The sequence below is a fragment of the Pantoea eucrina genome, from assembly GCF_002095385.1.
Lineage (GTDB): Bacteria > Pseudomonadota > Gammaproteobacteria > Enterobacterales > Enterobacteriaceae > Pantoea > Pantoea eucrina.
The window spans coordinates 26,907-50,215 of record NZ_MIPP01000003.1 but is presented as its reverse complement, the minus strand read 5'-3'; the positions used below and the strand labels follow the sequence as shown (position 1 = coordinate 50,215).

The 23,309-nt window shown below is 59.0% G+C and carries 18 protein-coding genes and 5 pseudogenes; 10 read left to right on the top strand and 13 right to left on the bottom strand.

Annotated features, from left to right (window positions below; all coding sequences use genetic code 11):
• Nucleotides 1-93: 93 nt before the first annotated feature.
• Nucleotides 94-1,680: an ABC transporter substrate-binding protein gene (locus HA43_RS02720; protein WP_280173555.1), complete on the top strand. Its 1,587-nt coding sequence runs from the start codon at nt 94-96 to the stop codon at nt 1,678-1,680.
• On the opposite strand, the pseudogene HA43_RS02715 reads toward HA43_RS02720, so the two are convergent.
• A pseudogene (locus HA43_RS02715) lies at nt 1,670-2,571 on the bottom strand (LysR family transcriptional regulator). The gene HA43_RS02720 and the pseudogene HA43_RS02715 overlap by 11 nt on opposite strands.
• A gap of 145 nt (nt 2,572-2,716) precedes the next feature.
• Here HA43_RS02715 and HA43_RS02710 point away from each other — a divergent pair.
• Both HA43_RS02710 and HA43_RS02705 read left to right on the top strand, forming a co-directional pair.
• Nucleotides 2,717-4,138, top strand: a complete 1,422-nt coding sequence (locus HA43_RS02710; RefSeq protein WP_094110913.1) for a M20 family metallopeptidase — start codon at nt 2,717-2,719, stop codon at nt 4,136-4,138.
• Complete coding sequence (locus HA43_RS02705) at nt 4,135-5,409, top strand: MFS transporter (RefSeq protein ID WP_094110912.1); 1,275 nt, start codon at nt 4,135-4,137, stop codon at nt 5,407-5,409. The genes HA43_RS02710 and HA43_RS02705 overlap by 4 nt, the downstream gene beginning before the upstream one ends.
• A 39-nt stretch (nt 5,410-5,448) precedes the next feature.
• On the opposite strand, the gene HA43_RS18790 is transcribed toward HA43_RS02705, so the two are convergent.
• The 5 genes and pseudogenes from HA43_RS18790 to HA43_RS02685 form a co-directional block, all read right to left on the bottom strand.
• On the bottom strand, nt 5,449-5,547 hold the full coding sequence (locus tag HA43_RS18790) for a YoaK family small membrane protein (RefSeq protein ID WP_139239671.1): 99 nt from the start codon (nt 5,545-5,547) through the stop codon (nt 5,449-5,451).
• 11 nt (nt 5,548-5,558) lie between these two features.
• Nucleotides 5,559-5,882, bottom strand: a complete 324-nt coding sequence (locus HA43_RS02700; protein WP_094110911.1) for a hypothetical protein — start codon at nt 5,880-5,882, stop codon at nt 5,559-5,561.
• Nucleotides 5,883-5,999: 117 nt separating this feature from the next.
• Nucleotides 6,000-7,184, bottom strand: coding sequence for a sugar transporter (locus HA43_RS02695; protein WP_094110957.1), 1,185 nt, complete (start codon nt 7,182-7,184; stop codon nt 6,000-6,002).
• Between the two features lie 243 nt (nt 7,185-7,427).
• A pseudogene (locus HA43_RS02690) lies at nt 7,428-7,678 on the bottom strand (hypothetical protein).
• Nucleotides 7,679-7,825: 147 nt separating this feature from the next.
• Complete coding sequence (locus HA43_RS02685; RefSeq protein WP_223811754.1) at nt 7,826-9,031, bottom strand: MFS transporter; 1,206 nt, start codon at nt 9,029-9,031, stop codon at nt 7,826-7,828.
• Between the two features lie 128 nt (nt 9,032-9,159).
• On the opposite strand from HA43_RS02685, the pseudogene HA43_RS02680 reads away from it, so the two are divergent.
• From HA43_RS02680 to bioD, 3 genes and pseudogenes are all read left to right on the top strand, one after another.
• Nucleotides 9,160-10,055: pseudogene (locus HA43_RS02680) on the top strand (LysR family transcriptional regulator).
• A 135-nt stretch (nt 10,056-10,190) separates the two neighbouring features.
• Entirely contained in the window at nt 10,191-11,408 is a 1,218-nt protein-coding gene (gene mlc, locus HA43_RS02675) for a sugar metabolism global transcriptional regulator Mlc (RefSeq protein ID WP_094110910.1), read from the top strand.
• Between the two features lie 108 nt (nt 11,409-11,516).
• Entirely contained in the window at nt 11,517-12,218 is a 702-nt protein-coding gene (gene bioD / locus HA43_RS02670; protein ID WP_094110909.1) for a dethiobiotin synthase, read from the top strand.
• A gap of 70 nt (nt 12,219-12,288) precedes the next feature.
• Here bioD and osmV read toward each other — a convergent pair.
• The 4 genes and pseudogenes from osmV to HA43_RS02650 all read right to left on the bottom strand — a co-directional run bounded on the left by osmV (nt 12,289) and on the right by HA43_RS02650 (nt 15,742).
• A pseudogene (gene osmV, locus HA43_RS02665) lies at nt 12,289-13,424 on the bottom strand (osmoprotectant ABC transporter ATP-binding protein OsmV).
• A complete protein-coding gene (gene osmW / locus HA43_RS02660; RefSeq protein WP_039384394.1) occupies nt 13,424-14,071 on the bottom strand; it encodes an osmoprotectant ABC transporter permease OsmW in 648 nt (215 codons plus the stop codon). The pseudogene osmV and the gene osmW overlap by 1 nt, the downstream one beginning before the upstream one ends.
• A 9-nt stretch (nt 14,072-14,080) precedes the next feature.
• Nucleotides 14,081-15,007, bottom strand: coding sequence for a glycine betaine ABC transporter substrate-binding protein (locus HA43_RS02655; RefSeq protein ID WP_094110908.1), 927 nt, complete (start codon nt 15,005-15,007; stop codon nt 14,081-14,083).
• Between the two features lie 18 nt (nt 15,008-15,025).
• The gene (locus HA43_RS02650) at nt 15,026-15,742 is read right to left on the bottom strand and encodes an ABC transporter permease (protein WP_071668829.1); all 717 of its coding nucleotides are present in this window, start codon (nt 15,740-15,742) and stop codon (nt 15,026-15,028) included.
• 358 nt (nt 15,743-16,100) lie between these two features.
• On the opposite strand from HA43_RS02650, the pseudogene HA43_RS02645 reads away from it, so the two are divergent.
• Nucleotides 16,101-17,560: pseudogene (locus HA43_RS02645) on the top strand (MDR family MFS transporter).
• A gap of 41 nt (nt 17,561-17,601) precedes the next feature.
• On the opposite strand, the gene HA43_RS02640 reads toward HA43_RS02645, so the two are convergent.
• Both HA43_RS02640 and HA43_RS02635 read right to left on the bottom strand, forming a co-directional pair.
• A complete protein-coding gene (locus tag HA43_RS02640) occupies nt 17,602-17,898 on the bottom strand; it encodes a DUF1161 domain-containing protein (protein ID WP_039384385.1) in 297 nt (98 codons plus the stop codon).
• A 51-nt stretch (nt 17,899-17,949) separates the two neighbouring features.
• Nucleotides 17,950-18,285, bottom strand: a complete 336-nt coding sequence (locus HA43_RS02635) for a DUF1283 family protein (protein WP_094110907.1) — start codon at nt 18,283-18,285, stop codon at nt 17,950-17,952.
• Nucleotides 18,286-18,415: 130 nt separating this feature from the next.
• Between HA43_RS02635 and HA43_RS02630 the strand changes: the two genes are divergently transcribed.
• Nucleotides 18,416-18,742 carry a YnfA family protein gene (locus HA43_RS02630; RefSeq protein WP_039385939.1) on the top strand — a complete coding sequence of 109 codons (327 nt, stop codon included), beginning with the start codon at nt 18,416-18,418 and terminating at the stop codon, nt 18,740-18,742.
• 41 nt (nt 18,743-18,783) lie between these two features.
• Here HA43_RS02630 and ydfG read toward each other — a convergent pair whose 3' ends face one another.
• The gene (gene ydfG / locus HA43_RS02625; protein WP_039384381.1) at nt 18,784-19,533 is read right to left on the bottom strand and encodes a bifunctional NADP-dependent 3-hydroxy acid dehydrogenase/3-hydroxypropionate dehydrogenase YdfG; all 750 of its coding nucleotides are present in this window, start codon (nt 19,531-19,533) and stop codon (nt 18,784-18,786) included.
• Nucleotides 19,534-19,847: 314 nt separating this feature from the next.
• Here ydfG and guaD point away from each other — a divergent pair, with 314 nt between their 5' ends.
• The gene (gene guaD, locus HA43_RS02620) at nt 19,848-21,206 is read left to right on the top strand and encodes a guanine deaminase (RefSeq protein ID WP_094110906.1); all 1,359 of its coding nucleotides are present in this window, start codon (nt 19,848-19,850) and stop codon (nt 21,204-21,206) included.
• Between the two features lie 50 nt (nt 21,207-21,256).
• The gene (dcp, locus tag HA43_RS02615) at nt 21,257-23,308 is read left to right on the top strand and encodes a peptidyl-dipeptidase Dcp (protein ID WP_094110905.1); all 2,052 of its coding nucleotides are present in this window, start codon (nt 21,257-21,259) and stop codon (nt 23,306-23,308) included.
• The last annotated feature ends 1 nt before the right edge of the window (nt 23,309 follow it).

Sequence of the window (23,309 nt, the reverse complement as noted above, 5' to 3'; positions counted from 1 at the left end):
GATACGCCTGGCGGTGAAAACATGTTATCAATGAAATAAATAGCGATGCAGACCAACATAAGTCAATAAAAAGCGAGAAACAGTATGAAAATGATGATGAGCAAACTGGCGCTAAGCCTGCTGGGCGTGGCTGTGGCGGGCGGTGTGTCAGCGAAGACGCTGGTTTACTGTTCTGAAGGCTCCCCGGAAAACTTTAACCCGCAGCTTTATACCTCCGGCACCAGCGTGGATGCCAGCGCCGTACCGCTGTTTGACCGGCTGGTGGACTTCCGTCCCGGCACGACCGATTTACAGCCTGCGCTGGCAGAACGCTGGGAGATCAGCCCCGATGGCAGGGTTTACACCTTCCATCTGCGCAAAGGCGTAAAATTCCACAGCAATAAACTTTTCACGCCGGGACGCGACTTCAATGCGGACGACGTGATTTTTTCTTTTATGCGGCAGATGGATGCAAAAAATCCCTATCACACCGTATCCGGCGGCAACTACGCGAACTTTGAGAGCCTGGAGCTGGCAAAACTCATCACCGCCATTGACCGCGTAGATGATCACACCGTGCGTATCACGCTGGCGCACCCGGAAGCGCCTTTTCTCGCCGATCTGGCGTGGTATTTCGCCTCCATTCATTCCGCCGAGTATGCGGACAAAATGCTGAAGGCGGGCACGCCGGAAAAGGTTGATATGCAGCCGATTGGCACCGGCCCGTTTGAGCTGGTGCAGTATCAGAAAGATTCACGCATTCTGTATAAGGCGTTCCCGGCTTACTGGCAGGGCAAAGCAAAACTGGATCGGCTGATATTTTCAATCACGCCGGACGCCTCGGTGCGACTGGCGAAGCTGGAGAAAAATGAGTGCCAGGTTATGCCGTTCCCGAATCCGGCCGATCTCGATAAGATGCGCAACAATCCCGATCTGACGCTGGAGCAGAAGTCGGGCCTGAACACCGGTTTTCTCTCGTTTAACACCACCAAAGCGCCGCTGGATAATGTGAAGGTGCGCCAGGCGCTGGCAATGGCCATCAATAAACAGGCGATTATCGACGCAATCTTCAAAGGCACCGGCACGGTAGCGAAAAACATTCTGCCGCCGGGCGTCTGGAGCGCGGATCGGCAGCTGAAAGATTACGCCTACGATCCGCAACAGGCCAAAGCGCTGCTGCAGGAGGCGGGCATCAAACCCGGTACCGAAATCGCGCTCTGGGCGATGCCAGTGCAGCGCCCCTATAATCCCAACGCGCGCCGGATGGCTGAGATGATTCAGGCGGACTGGGCGCAGGTGGGCATCAAAGCCAGCATCGTCAGCTATGAGTGGGGCGAATATCTTAAGCGGGTCAAGGGCGGCGAGCATCAGGCGGCGCTGATGGGCTGGACCACCGCCACCGGCGATCCGGATAACTTTTTTGGTCCGCTCTACAGCTGCACGTCAGCGAATGGCGGCTCCAACTCGTCAAAGTGGTGCTATCAGCCGTTTGAGAAAATCATCACCGCCGCGCGCGCCGAGCAGGATCACGAGCGGCGCGTTGCGCTCTATCAGGAAGCGCAGCAGATGATGCATGACCAGATGCCGGCGGTCATGATCGCACACTCCACTATTTTTGAACCGGTGCGCAAGTCGGTCAGCGGCTATCAGGTTGATCCGTTTGGCAAGCACAACTTCTATCCGGTCGATATTAAGCAGTAAGCGCTGGATCTTCTGCGCTCAGCTGCTGCTGCAGGAACGCGAGGAACAGCGTCAGGGCCGCCCTGACTGCGCCTGCAGCTGGAGTGTACGCTGACTGAGCTGTTCGATATTAATGCTCCGCAGGGCGAGCTGATGCCGTCCGGTCTGGCCGCGTACGGTAAAGGCGCTGCAGATTGTCACCGCCTGCGGCGTCTGCAGCAGAAAGTTAAACAGCGCCGAGAAGTTGTCGCAGGTTAACACCGGCTCAATCAGCTGGCCGCTCATGTGGCTCGCCAGTTCAAACAGCTGGCGTACGGTCGTATTTTGCTGCGGCAGCGCCAGCGGATAGTGGCTGAGCTGCGCCAGCGTAATAGCGGACGCTGCGGCCAGCGGGTGCTGCTGCTGCATCAGGAGCAACACCGGCGCAGGCCAGGAGCCGATAACCTCCACTCCCTGTTCAGCACGCAGGCTGAACTGCAGCGCAATATCGCACGCGCCCTGACGCAGCTGCTCTGCCACACCCTGTGCGTCTGCCACCTGTACCTCAAACAGCGTGGCCGGGTGGTCAGCGCGAAACGCGGCGATCAGCGCCGGCAGCAGGCTGAACGCCAGACCATCGGTACAGGCCACGCGGATCAGCGTGCGCCGCATCGCACGTAATCCGTTGATTTCCGCCAGGGCATACTCCATATCAAGCTGCGTTTTTCGCACGTGATGCGCAAAGATTTCCCCCGCCTCCGTCAGCACCATCCCGCGCGCGTGGCGCTGAAACAGCGGCGTGCCAACCTGCGTCTCCAGCCGCTGTATCTGACGACTGATAGCGGAAACGGCCACGTAGAGCTGCGCGCTGGCCGCGCTGAGCGATCCTTCCCGGGCAACCACCAGAAAATAGCGAAGTTCAGTGCTTAACATCGACGTGCCTCATGATAGTGCATGCCTCAGAAACGGGCAGGGAAGCTTTGCTGTAAAAGCAAAGCATACTCGATAAATTGATAATTGTGGCAAAGCAGTGATTTCGTAACTATGTCAGCACAATAACGCAAACAGAGATGCAAACATGACACGAGATCGGGCGATATCAGCCGCGCTGCGCTACTTCGACAGCGGTGAGTTTCAGCAGCTGCTGGCGAGACGCGTGGCGCTGCGCACGGAGAGTCAGCGACCAGATCGTGCGCCGCAGCTGGCGCATTACCTGCGCGAGGAGATCGGCCCGCAGCTGAGCGCGCTCGGTTTTGAGCTGCACTTTATCGCCAACCCGCTGGCGGATAAGCCGCCGTTCCTGGTTGCCATCCGTATGGAAGCGGCGACGCTGCCCACGCTGCTGAGCTATGGTCACGGCGATGTGGTCTTTGGTGACGATGAAAACTGGCGCGCCGATCTGGATCCCTGGCAGCTGACGGCAGAGGGCGATCGCTGGTATGCGCGCGGCAGCGCGGATAATAAAGGCCAGCACTGCATAAATCTGGCGGCGCTGGAGCAGGTCTGGCACGCGCGGGGCGGCCGGCTCGGCTTTAACTGCAAACTGCTGTTTGAAATGGGTGAGGAGATTAGCTCGCCGGGCCTGGCGGAACTCTGCCGGGAACATGCTGCGTTGCTGAAGGCGGATCTCTTTATCGCGTCAGACGGACCGCGCGTCAGCGCACCCCGTCCGACCCTGTTTCTCGGCTCACGCGGCGCGGTGAATTTTCGTCTCACCATCAACGCGCGCGACAACGCCTGTCACTCCGGCAACTGGGGCGGCCTGCTGAGTAACCCCGGTACCCGGCTGGCCCATGCGATCGCAGCACTGATAAGCGCCCGCGGTGAGCTGCAGGTCGCCGCGCTGAAACCTGACTCTCTGACGCCCGCGGTGCGTGCGATCCTGAGCAGCATCCGCGTGGGCGGCATGCCGGGCGATCCTGCGCTTGTCTGCAACTGGGGGGAGCCGGGGCTGACGCCTGCCGAACGCCTTTATGGCTGGAACACGCTGGAAGTGCTGACCTTTATCACCGGCAATCCGGCACGCCCGATGAATGCTATCCCCGCCAGCGCCACGGCGGTATGCCAGCTGCGCTTCGTGGTGGGAACCGACTGGCAGCGGCTGGGCGAGCACGTTACGGGTCACCTTGCCGCCGCAGGCTTTACTGACGTTGAGGTTGAGGTGCTGCACGGATCGCCGGCAACGCGTTTTGATCCGACCGATCCGCTGGTGGAGTGGGTCATGCATACCATGACGGCGCTGTGTGAGCAGCCTCCGGCGCTGCTGCCGAATCTGGGCGGATCGCTGCCGAACGATGTGTTTGCGGACATTCTGGGATTACCGACGCTCTGGGTGCCGCACTCCTATCCGGCCTGCGGGCAGCATGGCGTCAATGAGCATCTGCTGACGCCGGTGGCGCGCGAAGGGCTGCAGATCATGACCGCGCTGCTGTGGGATCTGGGCGAGCGGGGTGACGCGCTTATTGCACAGCATCGTGCCAGAGCAGGAGGTGCACAATGAGCAGCCTGAACCCGGCCGCCACGCTCGCGGGGAGTAAACCTGCGCTGCATAAAACGCTGTTTGCCACCTGCATCGGCAACGCCCTGGAGTGGTTTGATATTGCGGTATATGGATTTTTTGCCAGCTATATTGCCCACGCGTTTTTCCCGGTCAGCGATCCGGCGGTCTCGCTGCTGCTGACCTTTGGCAGTTTTGGCGTCTCATTTCTGATCCGCCCGCTGGGGGCAATCGTGCTGGGTAACTACGCCGATCGCCACGGACGCAAGCGGGCGCTGCTGCTCTCAATCAATCTGATGATGCTGGGCGGGGCGATCATCACTTTTATGCCGGGCTATGCGCACATCGGGCTGCTGGCGCCGCTGCTGATTCTGGTAGCGCGGCTAATTCAGGGATTTTCAGCTGGCGGCGAGTTTGGCAGCTCGACGGCCTTTCTGGTGGAGCACTATCCCGAGCGCAAAGCCTTTATTGCCAGCTGGCAGTTCGCGACCCAGGGAGCCAGTACGCTGATGGCCTCTGCGTTTGGGCTGGGGCTGACGCAGCTGCTGAGCGAAAGTGAAATGCAGGCGTGGGGCTGGCGCATTCCGTTTGCCTTTGGGCTGCTGATTGGTCCGCTGGGTCTCTATATCCGCCGCCATGTGCATGAGCCCGCAAGCTTTGCCGGCCGCCCGCCAGAGCCCGCGCCGCTGAAGCGCCTGTTCGGGCGCCAGAAGCAGCTGATGCTGCTGGCGATTGGCCTGATGGTGATCTCGACGGCGGTTAACTACATGCTGAACTATGTGCCGACCTGGGCGACCAAAAATCTGCACCTTTCAGGCAGCGCGGCCTTTACCGCTACGCTGCTGGGCGGGGTGATCCTGACGCTGGTGACGCCGCTGATGGGCCTGTGGGCGGAGCGCGTTGGCCGCGCACCGCTGATGTGGGGATCGCTGATACTGCTAATGGTTACCATCTGGCCGGCGTTCCGGCTGTTAGCGAACCATACCACGCCGGTGACGCTGATTTTGCTGGTCTGCTGGATGGCGCTGCTGAAGTCGGTCTACTTCTCCGTGGTGCCTTCAGTGATGGCCGATCTCTTTCCGATGGGCACGCGCGCCAGCGGCATGGCGATCAGCTATAACGTCGCCGTTACCCTCTTTGGCGGCTTTGCGCCCCTGATTTGCACGCTGCTGATTAGCTGGACGGGAAGTAGCCTGGCACCGGGCTATTATCTGATGGCGATGTCGCTGCTGAGCGGCGCGGCGTTGCTCTTTAGCCAGAAGCATATCCGTTAAGGCGCAGACGTCGGCTGCCGCCGCCGCAGCGGTGCCGCTTTACGACCCCGGCACCGCTGCACCGCTGGCGATAAACCAGGCCAGAAACGTTACGCCGGCAACAATAATGGCAATGGGAAACAGCAAACCAATCTTCATAGCAATCCTTATTAAGCGAGCCGGAGCAGCGCGCGTTGCGTTTTCATCATGCTGAACAGTTCAAACTGCGTGGCATCCGCGATCTGCCGCAGGCGATCGCCTTTATGGTAGTCAATGTGCTGAATCTGCCCGAGCTGACGCCAGACCACAATAGCGGAGGCGAGCAGCGCACAGTTCTCTTCGCTCTGCAGGCACTCAACCGTGGCGTAGCGGGTTTCATCCAGGGTATTGATAAAAACGCTCAGCGCAGCGGCTGGCACAATCGCCCGGATATCCTCAAGCATGACGTGGCTGACGGCGCGCGACAGAATCAGCGTTACTCGTTTACTGTTCATAACGGTCCCTGCGGAGAGAGTCAGTGGGATTATAAAGGGCAAAACGGACAGGATGCGAGGCGTAATACAAAAAGCGGGATCCGGCAACGTGCATCCCTGCAGCTGCCGGTCAGTCAGTCAGCCATTAGAGCGTAACTGCGGATAGCGGCGGAAAATCGCCACGCACCAGAACAGCGAGAAAAGCCCTATCAGCGCCCCGACGTTACCCACGTCTGAGAGCTGCAGATGCTGGCTGACCTGGCTGCCGAGCAGTGCGCCGGCTCCGATACCGATATTATAAATACCGGAGAAGAGCGACATCGCCACATCGGTGGCATCCGGGGCCAGTGACAGCACGCGAACCTGCATCGCCAGTCCGATCATCATCATCGCCATGCCCCAGATAATACAGAGGGTGATAATGGCGGTCGGGCGCACCGCTGCAAAAATCAGCAGTCCCATACAGAGCGTGATCAGCGCAATAGCAGCGATTAACATCGCAGACGGGAAGCGGTTACCCAGCGTACTGAACAGAATACTGCCGAGAATGCCCGCAGAGCCGAACAGCAGCAGCAGCAGGGTGGTAAAATTGGCATCCGCGTTCGCTACCACCTGCATAAAGGGTTCAATATAGCTATAAGCGGTGTAGTGCGCCGTGACCACCAGCGTCACCAGCAGATACATCGTCACCAGCGCCGGACGGCGGAACAGCATCGGCACGCTGCTGAGTGAGCCGGTATGCTCGCTGGGCAGCCGCGGTAACACACGCACCAGCAGGATCATCAGCACCAGCGCCGAGAGGCCAATCATGCCAAACGTGGTGCGCCAGCCGAGATACTGCCCGATTACGCGCCCGATAGGCACCCCCAGAACCATTGCCAGTGCGGTTCCGGTGGCAAGCATACTCAGCGCCTGCGTTTTTTTACCTGCCGGTGCCACGCGAATAGCCAGCGAGGCAGTAATCGACCAGAACACGGCGTGTGACAGCGCAATCCCGACACGGGACACCACCAGAGAGCGGAAATCCCAGGCAAACGCTGAGAGCACGTGGCTGCCGGTAAAGAGAATAAACAGCACCGCCAGCAGCAGACGCCGCTCAACGTTGCGCGTCAGCAGCATCAGCGGCAGCGACAGCAGCGCCACCACCCAGGCATAAATGGTGAGCATGATCCCCACATCTGCCGTTTTCATCGTAAAGCTTGCTGCAATATCAGAAAGCAGGCCGACCGGCACAAATTCAGTGGTATTAAAGACAAACGCCGCAATGGCCAGCAGGACAACGCGTAGCCAGGCTGTTTTACGGGAAACGGTAGATGTTTGCATGAAGTTCAAATTAGTCAGACAGCAGGTTAACGGGAGCAGAGACGCCTCAAAGGTGATCTGCGTCACAAATTATCTCTATTGTGGCTGATGAACCGGCAGATGGAAACCTGCTAAGGCTTTTTTATTCCTCTGTTTATTACCGGCATCAGCCGCTGGCGGGGAAAAGCGCGGAATTCAGGGCTGACAGAGTGGCGACGTAACCCTTATTTATAACAGTGTGACTTCAGACCAGAATTATCAGAGTCACACCATATGTTTCAGGGCCACGCTATTGCAGGGGGTCAGGTTTTTTTTACACCCACCGGGCAGCAGTGCTCACAGCCCATGGCGCCCGGATAGAATTTACGCGCCTGCTGGATCGCCGCGTTCGGCGCATAAAAAGTGCCAAGAAAGCGCCGCGCAGGGTCGGCAGGCAGGAACGGGCAGCCTTTTGCGTGCACCACATGATTATTGTTATACCCGGCATGTTTATCAACATAGTAAAAAAGCGCCATTAACCACCTCATTGCTGTAAAAAAAAACGTCTGACTATTATTGGAATAGAAAAGATTATAACGATGAATTGCAGTTTTGTTTCAGGTGGACCTGGAGAAAGGTGGCAGAAGCGGAGCCGGGGCGCTCCGCCTGGCCATAAGCGCGGGTCAGAGGCGGCGGCGCAGCAGCAGAAAACCGGTGAGCAGTGCCAGCAGCAGCAGCAGCGTAATAAATAACGTGACGCCCGGCCAGCCGTAACTATGCCAGAACAGGCCGCCCGCCGTACCGGCCAGGCTGGATCCGGCATAGTAGCTGAACAGATAGAGTGAAGAGGCCTGGCCTCGGGCGCGCCGGGCGCGGGTTCCCACCCAACCGCTGGCAACGGCGTGAGCGGCAAAAAAACCGGCGGTAAAGAGCAGCATGCCGGGAACGATCAGCCACAGGGTGGGTGCCAGCGTCAGCAGCAGTCCGGCCAGCATAATAGCGATAGCGCTCAGCATCACCGGCGCGCGCCCAAAGCGGCCGGTCAGGGCTCCTGCTTTTGGCGAACTCCATGAGCCGGTGAGATAGACCAGCGACAGTAATCCTACTACCGCCTGGCTGAGAGTCCACGGCGCACTCATCAGCCGGTAACCAATATAGTTAAACAGGGTGACAAACGCGCCCATCAGCAGAAAGGCTTCGGCAAACAGCAGCGGCAGCCCGCCGTCGCGCCAGTGCAGGCGGAAGTTGATCAGCAGATGGCGCGGGCGGAGCGAGGCGGGGCGGAAGTGACGCGATGCGGGCAGGATTTTCCAGAACATCAGCGCCGCCGCCAGCGAGCAGCAGCCGGTGACGCCAATGGCGATTCGCCAGGAAAAGAGATCGGTGATCACCCCGGTGAGCAGACGGCCGCTCATGCCGCCAATGGAGTTACCGCTGATATAGAGTCCCATCGAAAAAGCCACCACCCGGGGATGCATCTCTTCGCTCAGATAGGTCATGCCAACGGCGGCCACGCCGCTGAGCGACAGGCCGATCAGCGCACGCATCAGCAGAATGGCGTGCCAGCTCTGCATCATCGCCGACAGCAGCGTACACAGCGCCCCCAGCATCAGCGCCGTTACCATCACCGGCTTACGGCCAATAGCGTCTGAAAGCGGACCGGTAAACAGCAGCCCCAGCGCCATCAATCCGGTAGAGAGCGAGAGCGAGATGCTGCTTTGCGCCGGCGTAATGCCAAACTGCTGCGACAGCACCGGCAGAATAGGCTGGACGCAGTAGAGCAGAGCAAAAGTGGCAAGGCCGGCAGAAAACAGCGCCAGCGTCACCGGCAGGAACTGCGGTGAGTCGCGCCCGATGCGGGACGGGGTGGCGTCAGCAGTGACGTCGATAGGGTTACGCCATATCAGCGAGGTAAGACGGCTCACAGGATATCCTTATTGAGAGAGAGTGATTTACTGTAGAAAGGCGTTAATGAGATGTACAATATATTAATCCTCTCAACTGATATGTTAAAAATATGGCTATCGAGCTGCGTCACCTGCGCTATTTCATTGCTGTCGCTGAGGAGCTGCATTTTGGCCGCGCGGCGCGGCGCCTTAATATTTCTCAGCCGCCGCTCAGCCAGCAGATCCAGCAGCTGGAGCAGAGCATTCAGGCCCGACTGCTGGTGCGCACCAATCGCAGTGTACAGCTGACGCCGGCCGGTGCCGCTTTTCTGCAGGATGCGCGCGCTATTCTGCTGCAGGTAAACCAGAGCGCTGACCGGGCGGCACGCATTCATCAGGGGCAGCAGGGCGAACTGCGCATCGGTTTCACCTCATCAGCCCCGTTTACCGGACTGGTTTCCGATGCGCTGTTTCGTTTTCGTCAGCGCTGGCCGGAAGTGCATATTCATATGCAGGAGCACAACACCCGCCAGCAGCTGACGCCGCTGCTTGATGGCCAGCTCGATCTGGGTGTGATGCGCAATACGCCGCTGCCGGCAGATCTGCATTACCAGCTGCTGCTGCGGGAGCCGTTATATGCGGTGATGCACCGCGATCATCCGCTGGCGCAGCACCGCAGCCTTTCCGTTCGCGCCTGACCGGGGAGCCGTTTATCTTCTTTGACGCGCAGAGCGGTACTGCGCTCTACGGTGACATTCTGGCCCTGCTGCATCGCTATCACGTCAGCCCGGTTATCACGCAGGAGGCGGGTGAGGCGATGACGATTCTGGGACTGGTAGCGACCGGGCTGGGGATCTCGGTATTGCCCGCTGCGTTTGCCCGGGCGCGGCTCGCCGATCTGATCTGGATCCCGCTGGAGGAGAGCGATGCGCGCTCGGAAGTGTGGCTGGTCTGGTCAGCGCTGCGGGAACCCACCGCCCAGATGCGCAACATGCAGGCGCTGATGCTGGAAAACGCTGAAATCTGACGCAATCAGGGCAGACGGAGCCGAACAATCTGTGCGACCAGTCACATTTCCAGCCAAATAGTTAACGCTCTCCGGCAAAGTGCCTCACCATAGCGAATGTTTATTTAGAAGCGCGAAAATATCCGGGAGCAGGGTGTGAATCGGGAGAGTCAGCCTGGTCATATTGACCACATCAAACAGACTAACGCAGGCGTAGTCTACCGTCTGATTGACCAGCATGGGCCGATATCACGTATTGAACTCTCCAGGCGGGCGCAGCTGGCACCCGCCAGCATTACTAAAATTGTACGCGAAATGCTGGATGCGCATCTGGTGCAGGAAACGGAGTTTCAGGAGCCGGGCAGCCGCGGTCGTCCGGCGATTGGTCTCGTGCTCGATACCCTGGCGTGGCACTATCTGGCGATACGTATTCAGCCCGGCGCAATCACGCTGACGCTGCGCGATTTAAGCAGCCGCGCACTGGAAGAGGATCGCCTGCCGCTGCCCGTGACGTCTGACGTGCCGCTGCTGCAGACGCTGCAGACGCTGGTGGATGCGTTCTTTATCCGGCATCAGCAGCGGCTGGAGCGTCTGACAGCTATCGCTATCACCACCCCGGGGCTTATCAACGCCGCCTCCGGCGTGGTTCATCGCATGCCGGGCTATGATGTAGAGGATATGCCGCTGGGCGAAACGCTGGCGCAGCGTTCCGGCCTGCCGGTGTTTGTGCAGCATGACATCTCAGCGTGGACGCTGGCAGAGGCGCAGTCTGGCGCATCGCGCGGCGCGCAGGATGTTATTCAGATTGTTATTGATGAGACCGTAGGCGCAGGGGTCATCAGTGGCGGTCAGCTGCTGCATAAAAGCGGCCGTGCGCTGGTGGAGATAGGGCATACCCAGATCGATCCCTGGGGCCAGCAGTGCTATTGCGGTAATCACGGCTGCCTGGAGACCGTGGCCAGCACTTCCAGTCTGCTGCAGCTGGCGCAGCAGCGGCTGGCGCTACAGCCTGACAGCCCGCTGCATCAGCAGCCGCTGACGCTGGAAAACCTCTGCCGCGCTGCGCAGCAGGGTGACCGGCTGGCGCACGATGCGATTGCCGGCGTGGGGCATCACGTCGGGCGTATGCTGGCGATGATGGTGAATATTTTCAACCCGCAAAAAATTCTTATCGGTTCGCCACTCAATCAGGCGGCAGACGTACTTTTCCCCGCCATAAACAGCACTATCCGGCAGCAGGCGCTGCCCGCTTACAGCCGCGATCTGGAGCTGGTGCCTGCGTTAATGAGCGATCCCGGTACGCTGGGGGCGGCAGCGCTGATCAAAGATGCCCTCTATAACGGTCATCTGCTGATTAAACTGCTGCAGGGATAACTACAGCCCACCTTAAGTTTGCGCTAACGCAAGCATCCGGCGGCGTCAATTACCTACACTGCCTTCTTCGCAGGCTATCCATGCTGCTTACTGGAAGGAGTGGAACAGGTGAAAACGCTATTTGTCACAGGTACCGATACCGGAGCAGGAAAAACAGTGGTTGCATGTGCGCTGCTGCAATTGCTGGCACAGGCAAACATCTGCGCCGCAGGTTTTAAACCTGTGGCAAAAGAGGCGCGCGTCACGCCGGAAGGATTACGCAACCGCGATGCAGAACTGCTGCAGCAGGCGTCAGGGCTGACGCTCAGCTATCCGGCGGTTAATCCGGTTATTCTGACCGATGATGCGTCCGGACCGGGGGCACGGCAGCATATCGATTACGCGCTGCTGGATCGTCATCTGGCCGATCTGCAGGCGCAGGCGGGATATGTGATCGTGGAGGGCACAGGCGGCTGGCGCAGCCTGATAAACGATCGGCAGCCGCTCGCCAGCTGGGTACAGCAGCAGCTGCCGGTCGTGCTGGTCGTGGGGATAAAAACGGGGTGTATTAATCATGCGCTGCTGACAGCGGAGGCGATTGCGCACGATGGCCTGACGCTGGCAGGCTGGGTCGCAAACCGCATCAATCCGGGCCTGGCTCACTATGCGGAGATTGTCAGCGTGCTGCGCGACCGGCTTGCCGCGCCGCTGCTGGGAGAGCTGCCTTATCTGCCGCGCGCTGAGCAGCGCGATCTCACGCGCTATATCGATCCGGAGGCGTTAACCGGGCCGGCGTTTTCCTTTACCAGGGCACAACCCGCAGCTGGCTGACCCGCAGCTGTCAGCCTGTCAGAACACGATTAACGAGCCACGCGTGCGCCGCTTCCGGCGCACGCAGCGTTCAGGGGTTCAGACGGCGGCGGGTCCGGCCAGAACTGAGATAATCCGCAATGTAATCCTGCGAAATTTCGCCGCTGTAGCGCCCATCTTCATCGACAATCGGCATCCAGACGGTATTGTGCTCATACAGCTTTGACAGCACCACGCGCAGGTTCTCTTCAGCTTTACCGGTGACGCGAAAGTGGTGCAGCAGCTCTCCGCACTGGCCGGCAGCGCCGCGCGCTTCGCGCCGCTTCACAAATCCGAGCGGCCTGCCATCCTCATCGACAACCGTAACGGAACGCATATCGTTGTCATCCATGGTGGCAAAGGCCTCTGTAAGCGGCGTGCTGCGGCGTACGGTAATGGTGGGCTGCTGGTCAGTGACGTCGCCCGCCTGTACCAGCAGCAGGCGCTTAAGGGTGCGATCCTGACCAACGAAGGATCCGACAAAGTCATTAGCAGGTTTTGCCAGCAGCTCATCCGGGCTGGCGCACTGCACAATTTTTCCCTGACCAAACACCGCAATGCGATCGCCGAGCTTCAGCGCTTCATCAATATCGTGGCTGACCAGCATGACCGTTTTTTTCAGCTGTCGCTGCATCTCCAGAAACTCGTTCTGGATTACTTCGCGGTTTATCGGATCGACGGCGCCAAACGGCTCATCCATCAGCAATACCGGTGGATCGGCGGCCAGGGCGCGGATAACGCCAATACGCTGCTGCTGACCACCGGACATTTCACGCGGATAGCGATGCAAAAATTTAGTCGGGTCCAGCGCCACCATGCTCATCAGCTCCGTAGCCCGTTCGCGGCAGCGCTTTTTATCCCAGCCCAGCATACGCGGCACCACCGTAATATTCTCCTCAATCGTCATGTTCGGAAACAGGCCAATCTGCTGGATCACATAGCCGATATTGCGGCGCAGCGTTACCGTATCCTGGCCGCTGGTATCCTCTCCGTTGATATAAATCCGGCCGCCGCTGGCCGGTATCAGCCGGTTAATCATCTTCAGCGTGGTGGTTTTGCCGCAGCCGGAAGGGCCGAGCAGCACGCACATTTCGCCTGCCGGTACCTCCAGGCTGACGTTATCAACCGCATTGAAGCTGCGCCGCTCTTCTGGGTAAAGGTTTTCGTCAGGTTTTCCAGTTTAATCATTAGCGAATCCCCCTCGGGGTCAGTGCCAGCTGCAGCCGGTGCAGCAGCCAGTCAAGAAAGATAGCCAGCAGACATATCATCAGCGCGCCGGCAATAAGCATGCGTACATCGCTACCGCCGATGCCATCCAGCAGCTGCAGTCCGAGACCGCCTGCACCGATAACGGCGGCGATCGCCATAACGCCGACGTTCATCACCACCGCCGTGCGGATGCCGCCGAAAATCACCGGCAGCGCCATCGGGATCTCTACCCAGCGCAGCCGCTGCCAGAACGTCATACCGATGCCGCGTCCCGCTTCGCGCAGTCCGGAGGGCAGGTTTTCCAGCGCCGTATGGGTGTTCCGCACAATAGGCAGTAGCGAATAGAGAAACACTGCCGTGATGGCGGGCAGGGCGCCGATGCCCTGGCCGATTTGCGAAAACAACGGGATCATCAGCCCGAACAGCGCAATAGTCGGAATGGTCAGTACAATAGTGGCGACGCCCAGCACCGGTGTCGCCAGCCACTTAAAGCGGACAATTAAAATGCCCAGCGGTACGCCAGCCAGGATGGCAAAACCAACCGCCACCAGCACCAGCCAGGTGTGCTGCCAGGTCAGGCCGAGCAGCATCTGCCAGTTATCAGTGATGTAATAGAGGGTATCCATGGTGTCTCCTTACAGCATGTTGCGGGTCTGGAGGAAATCGCGTGCAACCTGAGCGGGTGACTGATGATCGATATCCACCCGCTTGTTCATTTCTGAAATAGCGTCATCAGTAATCAATGCTGACAGCTGATTCAGCGCTTTCTCCAGGCCCGGATGTGCAGCGAGCACCTCTTTACGTACCACTGGCGTGACGTTGTAACTGGGGAAGAAGTGCTTATCATCTTTCAATACCAGCAGGTCAAAGCCTTTGACACGGCCATCAGTGGTATAAATCAGGCCGGCGTCCACAAACCCGTCACGGACCGCGTTGTAGACCAGGCCGGGATCCATCTGACGGATTTGCGGGCGATCAAGCGGCAGTTGATAAACTTTTTGCAGCGGCTTCAGGCCATCGGAGCGACCAGCAAACTCCAGGTCGAGTCCCAGCCGCCAGTTATGCTCCGGATCGCTGGCGCGCACCTGCTCCATTTTGCTGACCAGCTGCGACAGGGTGGTGATACCCTCCTGCTCTGCGCGACGTCGCTGCATGGCGAAAGCGTAAGTGTTGTTCATCGGTGCCGGTTCAAGCCAGACCAGGCCCAGTTTCGCATCCAGCTTTTTTACTGTTTCCCACGCCTGTTCAGGAGACATAGGCTTACTGATGTGGTTAAAAATAATGAGCGAGGTGCCGGTATATTCCCATGTCATATCGATCTGTTTGTTGATCATGGCATTACGGCTGATGGTGGTTGCAATATTGGTCTTAGGGACGATCGTAAACCCGTTTTTCTGCAGCCATAAAACGGACAGGGCAGACAAAATATGCTGTTCAGTAAAGCTTTTGGTTGAGAGCGTAATAGGCGCAGCCGCCAGCGCTGACTGATTAAGCAGTAGCGCAGCGCTCAGGGCCAGCACAGCGCCGCGCAGCCGGTTGAAAAACAGCCTGGTGGGGGTCATCAAAACGTGCTCCATGAGTTAAGTTGCAGCGTGTGGCGAAAGAATGCGGCCCAGCGCGGCCAGCAGCATGTCCAGGATCAGGGCAATCAGCGCGGTAGCGGCCGCACCCAGAATCAGCGTCGGGAAATCGTTCAGATAGATCCCGGGGAAAATCAGCTCGCCATAGCTGCTGGCGCCTATCAAAAAGGCCAGCGGCGCGGTGCCGACGTTAATTGCGGTGGCGATGCGCACGCCGGCTAATATCACCGGCAGCGCGTCCGGCAGCTCAACCTGGCGCAGCCGCTGCAGGCGGGTCATGCCAATGCCTTTAGCCGCCTCGGTCAGCGCAGGTGGAACCGCGCACAGGCCGGCATAGGTATTGCGCACAATGGGCAGCAGCGAAGCAAGAAACAGCGCAATCAGCGCCGGTCGCTCACCGATGCCCACCACGACCATAGCCAGCGCCAGCACGGCCAGAGGCGGGAGGGTATTGCCGACGTTGAAGATCTGCATAACATATTCAGCCTGACGTCGCGCAAAAGGACGGCTCAGCACAATCCCGGCAGGGATCCCCACCAGCAGGGCGCAGAGCATGGACCAGAAAACCAGCCAGAGATGCTGCTGGCCAAGATAGATCAGATCGGTCTGGCGGGCGCGCAGCGTATCCGGACCAATGCCCCAGATCAGAAGCGCAACGAGTAGCGTAAGAGTGAGAAGAGCCAATCCGGTGCGCCGGATCAGCGATGCGTGAGGCATAACCGTTTTCTCCCTGAATAAACAGAACTATCAGCTATGATTGCTCTGCTGAGCGGCAGGATAAGAGGCCGCGTTCGATAGCAAAATTTTATGGTTAAGGTGCGGGTTGCCTGCGTTAATTCGGCATAAATTCACAGATAATTAACCTGACGGCTAAAAGTCTATAGCAATCTCTGATCGGCAACGCCAGCATTTAACGCAAAAAACAGCTGACAGTGAGGGGTCAAAACCGCCTGCAGCCCGCACCGGGTGCGGGATGGTATGACAATAAAAAAAACTCATCGAAAAAGGTTACCCTGTCACATAAGCACGGGCTGTGTGGCGGGATAAGAGAGAGTAAAACGGGATAAGGAGCGTTATGTCAGAGCACGCTGAAGTTTTGCGCAGCCATCGTCCATGGATTTTGTTTGCCTGTATGCTGGCTATGTTTATGGCCGCAATTGAGGTGACGATTGTGGCGACGGCGATGCCTACGATCATTGCCGATCTGGGCGGCTTCGCGCAGTTTGGCTGGGTATTTTCTATTTATCTCCTGACGCAGGCGGTGAGCGTGCCGCTTTATGGCCGTTTAGCCGATATATGGGGACGTAAGCGGCTCTTTTTGTCGGGGTATCGCTGTTTTTGTTTGGCTCAGTGCTGTGCGGCTTTGCTCATACCATGACATGGCTCATTCTGTTTCGCGCCTTTCAGGGGCTGGGAGCGGGTGCCATTATGCCGCTGACCACTACCATTGTGGCGGATATCTACTCCCCGCGTGAACGCGCCACCGTTCAGGGCTGGCTCTCCAGCGTCTGGGGCGTGGCGGCAATTATCGGACCGCTTAGCGGTGCGTGGCTGGTGCAGCACTTTAGCTGGGCGGTGATCTTTTGGGTCAACGTGCCGATAGGGCTGATCTCTATGCTGCTGCTGGCGCGTTTCCTGCCCGCCCGCCCGGTCTCCGCAGCGGGTGCGCTGAATATTACCGGCAGCTGCTGGCTGATGATCAGCGTCACTGCGCTGCTGGTGGCGCTGCTGCAGGCGGAAGCGCTCGGCTACTGGCTGCTGCCGTTTCTGCTGCTGGCAGGCGTGGCAGGCTGGCGTCTCAAACGGCACGAACAGCAGACGGCGGCACCGCTTTTCCCGCTTGCGCTGTGGCGCAGCCGTCTGATTGTGGCAGGCAACGCCGGTAATCTGATTATCGGCGCCACCATGATGGGCATCAGCGCGTTTCTGCCCACCTGGATCCAGGGGATCACCGGCGGTACGCCGCTGCAGGCGGGCAGCGCGCTGGCGATGATGTCAATTGGCTGGCCGATTGCCAGTACGCTCAGCGGTCGCCTGATGCTCGTGACCTCTTATCGCTTCACCGCTCAGCTTGGCGCACTGTTACTGATCGCCGGCAGCGCGCTGCTGCTGCTGCTCCACGCGGAAAGTTCCGTGCTGCAGGCGGGCTTTACGGCCTTTGTTATCGGCACCGGCATGGGCATGACCAGCACCACGTTTCTGGTTTCCGTGCAGAACCATGCGCAGTATGAGATCCGCGGTATCTGTACCGCCTCTATTATGTTCAGCCGGATGCTTGGTTCAGCGCTGGGCACCGCACTAATGGGGGCGGTTTTAAACATCAATCTGGCGCAGCGGCTGCCGCAGGCGGAGGATCCGATGCAAAAAATCATGTCGCCGGAAAGCCGGGAGGCGCTGCCGGTTGCAGAACTGCAGCTCTGGACGACCCAGATTGCCGCATCGCTGCACTGGGTATTTATCGTGGCCTTGCTGATCGCGCTGCTGACGGTGTGGATCGCCTGGCTGATGCCGCGTCAGCGACCGGAGATGGAATAGAAGAGAAGAAGCGGGGCAGCGGCGGCTGCCCCGGTTGCAGGTTACTGCGCTGACATATCCTGAGAGCTGCCGGCGCTGTCGGGGGCGCTGCCCTCTGCGTCCCGCATATTCTTTTTATAAACAATTTTTTGCGTATCATTTTCACAGTGGCCGACCACCTGACCGCCCGCCTGATCGGCCTGATCGTTTGGCACGATATCCAGCGTAAAATCTGACTCCGCCACGCCATTACTGACAATTTTTTTACTGATATCGGCGCGAACGCTGTCGCAGGAGGCCTGAGCCATCAGCGGCAGCGTCATCACACCCAGCAGCAGTACCAGAGAACCCTTTTTCATCGCAAACTCCTTGTTGACTGTCTCTCTGAACACTATAGCAGCAGCGCCGCGTTACGGCGCGACCGGACGACCGGTGCGGCGATCGAGGCAGCGCAGGGTATTCTCTTCCCAGTAAGCGTTGACGTTATAGCTCTTGTCGCAGGCGTCGCGGGTATCAAACGCGCGGTCCGCTTTGTCGAACTCTTTCTCTGTCCGGGTATTAATCTTGCTGCGCAGATTACGCATATCGTTCCACTGCTCTTTACTCTGGCGGGCGGCTTCATTGCTGGCCGCGCTATTGCCATCTTCCACGATCAGGCGATCGGTACGGGCAGCGGCAAAGGGAGCGCTCAGCAGCACGCTGGCCGTCAGCAGCGCCGTAAACAGAACGGAAGCATAGTTTTTCATGATATTGTCCTTTAGTCAGACCCGGTCAGCCGTGCGAGGCTGTTGCCGTAACAGCGGCTAGTATATCATCCTGCTTTTGCTGCTCACCAGCGGTGTGCAGTGCGTTGAGGGAACAGAGAGCAGGGTTATGCTGATCAAGACCGCACTATTATTTTTCATTACGGCTGTCGCAGAGATTGCGGGCTGTTTCTTGCCCTGGCTCTGGCTGCGTAAAGGGATGAGCGCCTGGCTGCTGTTGCCGGCTGCGGCGAGTCTGGCGCTATTTGTCTGGCTGCTCACGCTGCATCCGGCGGCGAGCGGGCGGGTTTACGCGGCGTATGGCGGCGTCTATGTATTTACGGCGCTGATCTGGCTGCGCGTGGTAGATGGGGTACGGCTGAGCGCATGGGACTGGGCGGGCGCGCTGATAGCGCTGTGCGGAATGCTGATTATTGTCACCGGCTGGGGAAAAGCGTAACAGCGTCACCCGGTGCTATCAGGTGACGTTGTCACACACGGTTATGCGTCTTTATGCACTTTCAGCCCGGCGGTGGTCTGGCTGACCGGCATAATCTCCAGCGTGTTGATATTGACGTGCGCTGGCAGCGTGGTTACCCAGTAAACGGCCTCGGTGACATCCTCTGCCGTCAGCGCCGTTGTACCTTCATACACCGCGCCGGCGCGATCGTCATCGCCTTTAAAGCGCACGTTGGAAAATTCCGTTCCGCCTACCAGACCCGGCTCGATATCGGTCACGCGCAGCGCGGTGCCGTGGAGATCGGTACGCAGATTCAGGCTGAACTGGCGCACAAACGCTTTGGTTGCGCCATAGACGTTGCCGCCCGCATAGGGCCAGCTGCCGGCAATGGAACCGATATTGACGATATGCCCGACGTTGCGCTCTACCATGGCAGGCAGCAGCGCCCGGGTCATGAAAACCAGGCCTTTGGTATTGGTGTCGATCATATTCTCCCAGTCATCGACGCTGGCTTTATGGGCTGGCTCAGTGCCCAGCGCCAGGCCGGCGTTGTTGACCAGTACATCAATGTTGCGCCACTCTGCCGGCAGCGCAGCGATGACCTCCTCGATAACGGCACGATTACGCACATCGAGCTGAACGGTATAGAGGTTTTCACCCAGCTCATCCTTCAGCGCCTGCAGCCGTTCGGCGCGCCGCCCGCTGGCGATCACTTTATGGCCTGTGGCAATGAAGCGACGGGTAATACTTTCACCAAACCCCGCAGTAGCACCGGTAACAAAAATAATCATCTCACTGTTCCTTAACTGTTTTCAGGTAGTCCGCGTTTAACCATATCACCATCATTCTTCGCCTGCTGAAAAAAAGCGGCTGGCAAACTCTCTGTCGCCAGCATGCGTTAACAGGGTGCAGGCGTGCACCGCGCTGACGCATCACGGCGCAGAGCCAGCGGTCGCCAGCGCATCTTAACGCCGGCGCAGAAGCGCGTAATCGTTTGCGCATTCGGTTGCTTTTATTTTAATCTAACCCTATGATTTGGCAGATAAATAGCCAGGCGCTGGCACGGCTTTTGCACTCTCATTTTATCTTACTGAGAGGATGAGTTATGAATGCTGACAACGAGACGCTGCTGCGCGCCAGTTTTTTTGATTTTACCCGCACGGTAGATCAGCCTGAGGCGCTGAGTGACGCCGCACGCTATCTCGCTGATGGTCTGCTCACGCTGCGTGCAGGAAAAATTGTCAGCCTGGAGAGCTGGAGCAGCGCGGCGCCACGGGTGGATAGCCGGCGGGTCACGGACCTGCGCGGCAAGCTGATTGTGCCGGGGTTTATCGATACCCATATTCACTATCCGCAGACGGAAATGATGGGCGCGTTTGGCGAACAGCTGCTGACCTGGCTGAATAACTATACCTTTCCGGTTGAGCAGCAGTATCACTGTGCAACCCATGCGGCAAAGATGTCCGATTTTTTCCTGCAGCAGCTGCTGGCTAACGGTACCACTACCGCGCTGGTGTTTGGCACGGTGCATCCGCAGTCGGTTGACGCACTTTTCAGCGCGGCGGAGCGGCTCAGCATGCGGCTCATTGCCGGTAAAGTGATGATGGACCGCAACGCGCCGGACTACCTGACTGAAACCCCCGAAACGAGCTATCAGCAGACGCGGGCGCTGATAGAACGCTGGCACCGGCGCGGCCGTCTTGGCTATGCGCTGACGCCACGCTTTGCGCCGACCTCTTCGCCACAGCTGCTGGAACGGGTGCGTCAGCTGCGGAGAGAGTTTCCCGATACCTGGCTGCACACGCACCTGAGTGAAAATCCGCAGGAGGTGGCGTGGGTCAGAGAGCTTTTTCCCGAGCGCAACGGCTATCTCGATGTCTATCACCACTATCAGCTCACCGGCGCACGCAGCGTATTTGCCCACTGCCTGCATCTGCAGGACCATGAGTGGCAGTGCCTGCACGACACCGGTTCAGCCATCGCATTTTGCCCTACTTCAAATCTGTTTCTTGGCAGCGGGCTGTTTGATCTCAAACGCTGCTGGCAGGAGAACGTGCGCATGGGGATCGGCACCGACGTTGGCGCTGGTACCACCTTCAACCTGCTGCAGACGCTGGGCGAGGCGTATAAAGTCGGGCAGCTGCAGCACTATAAGCTGACCGCCTGCGAAGCGCTTTATCGCGCCACGCTGGGCGGGGCGCAGGCGCTGGATCTCGACGATAAAATTGGCAGCTTTACGCCCGGCAAAGAGGCGGATTTTGTGGTGCTGGATCCGGCCGTATCGCCGCTGCAGCAGCTGCGTCATGGCAACAGTAAAGATATCTTCGAGCAGCTGTTTGTTCTGATGACGCTGGGTGACGATCGCAACATTGCGCAGACCTGGGTAAATGGCCAGCCGGTGTGGCAAAAAGAGAGGGCGGGCAGCACGCCGGGTTGTTGCCCGCACACCGGCGTGCCAGGATAAAGGCTCTCTGCCGCAGGCTATTGCGGCGTTGCTGATCATCAGGAGCGATAATGAACCGATCCGCCAATCCCTTTTTTAGCGCCAGCACGCTGCCGTATCAGGCGCCGCCGTTCGATCAGATAAGCGAAGACGATTTTCTGCCGGCGCTGGAAGCGGGCATCGAAGAGAAACGCCGCGAAGTCGCCGCGATTATCGCAAACCCTGCGCCACCGGACTTTGCTAATACGTTTGAAGCGCTGGAGCGCAGCGGCCTCTTACTGAGCCGGGTGTGGCAGGTCTTTTCAGCCATGACGGCAGCGAATACGTCGCCACGCCTGCAGGAGGTGGAAGAGATCATTACGCCCGCCCTGGCGGCGCTGCACGATGAGATCTACCTCAATAGCGCGCTCTTCGCCCGGCTGGAGGCGGTCTGGCAGCAGCGCAGCATCGCCTGCCCGGACGCAGAGGCGGTGCGGCTGACGGAGGTTACCCGGCAGGCGTTTCAGCTGGCCGGAGCCAGCCTGAGTGATGATGAAAAACAGCGGCTGCGCGACATCAATCAGGAGCTGGCAGGCCTCAGCACCCGCTTTGGTAACCGTCTGCTGGCGGCGACGCAGTCAGCCGCTTATACCGTCAGCAGCCCGGAGGCGCTGGCGGGACTCGACGATGCAGCGCTGGAGCAGGCGCGTGCCGCTGCGGCCGCACGTGGTCTGGATAATCAGTGGCTGATCCCGCTGCAAAACACCACGCAGCAGCCAGCGCTGAGCCGGTTAACCATCCGCGCCACGCGGGAAGCGCTGTTTGAGCAGGCGCTGAAGCGCTGTGAGCGTAACGATGTTAACGATACGCGGCCGCTGGTTTCGCGTATGGCGCAGCTGCGGGCGGAGCAGGCGGCGCTGCTGGGCTATAGCAGCTATGCGGCGTGGAACCTGCAGGATCAGATGGCGAAAACGCCGGAGGCCGCGCTGGACTTTATGCGCAATATTGTGCCGGCAGCCTGCCAGCGCGCCGGGCGCGAGGCCGCAGAAATAGAACAGCTGATGGCTGAGCAGCAGCAGAGATTTGACCTGCGCGCCTGGGACTGGAATTTTTACGCAGAGCAGGTGCGCCAGGCGAAATATGACTTTGATGAAGACGCTATTCGCCCCTGGTTCGCGCTGGATAGCGTGCTGGAGCGCGGCGCGTTCTGGGCCGCCACGCAGCTTTACGGTATTCGGTTCAGCCAGCGCCACGATCTGCCGGTCTATCATCCGGATGTGTGCGTCTATGAGATTTTCGACGCCGATGAGACGCCGCTGGCGCTGTTTTATACCGACTTTTTCGCTCGTGATAATAAAAGCGGCGGGGCATGGATGGGCAACTTTGTTGACCAGTCTGCGCTGCTGGATCAGAAACCGGTGATCTACAACGTCTGCAACTATACCAAACCGCAGCCTGGCCAGCCGGCGCTGCTGAGCTGGGATGATGTTATCACGCTGTTCCACGAATTTGGTCATGCGCTGCACGGCCTGTTTGCCAGCCAGCGCTACGCCAGCCTCTCCGGTACGGCCACGCCGCGCGATTTTGTGGAGTTTCCGTCGCAGATTAACGAACACTGGGCCAGTCATAAGGCGGTGTTCGCCAGCTATGCGCGCCACTGGGAAACCGGGGAGCCGATGCCCGCTGCGCTGCGCGAAAAAATGGTACAGGCCGCTACCTTTAATAAAGGTTATGACATGACCGAACTGCTGGCCGCGGCGCTGCTGGATCTGCAGTGGCACTCCCTCTCCGCGCACGATAAGCCACAGGATGTGGAACATTTTGAACGGCAGGCGCTGCAGGCAGAAAACATTGCGCTGGCAGCGGTGCCGCCGCGCTATCGCTCCAGCTATTTTCGTCACATCTGGGGAGGAGGATATGCGGCAGGCTACTACGCCTATATCTGGACGCAGATGCTGGCTGACGATGGTTATCAGGCGTTCACTGAACAGGGTGGCCTGACGCGGGAGAACGGGCAGCGCTTCCGGGATCTGGTCTTGTCACGCGGAAACAGCAGCGATCTGCAGCACGTCTGGCTGAGCTGGCGCGGTAAAGCGCCAGCGCCAGAGCCGATGCTGCGCCATCGCGGATTAAGCGCAGAGTAGG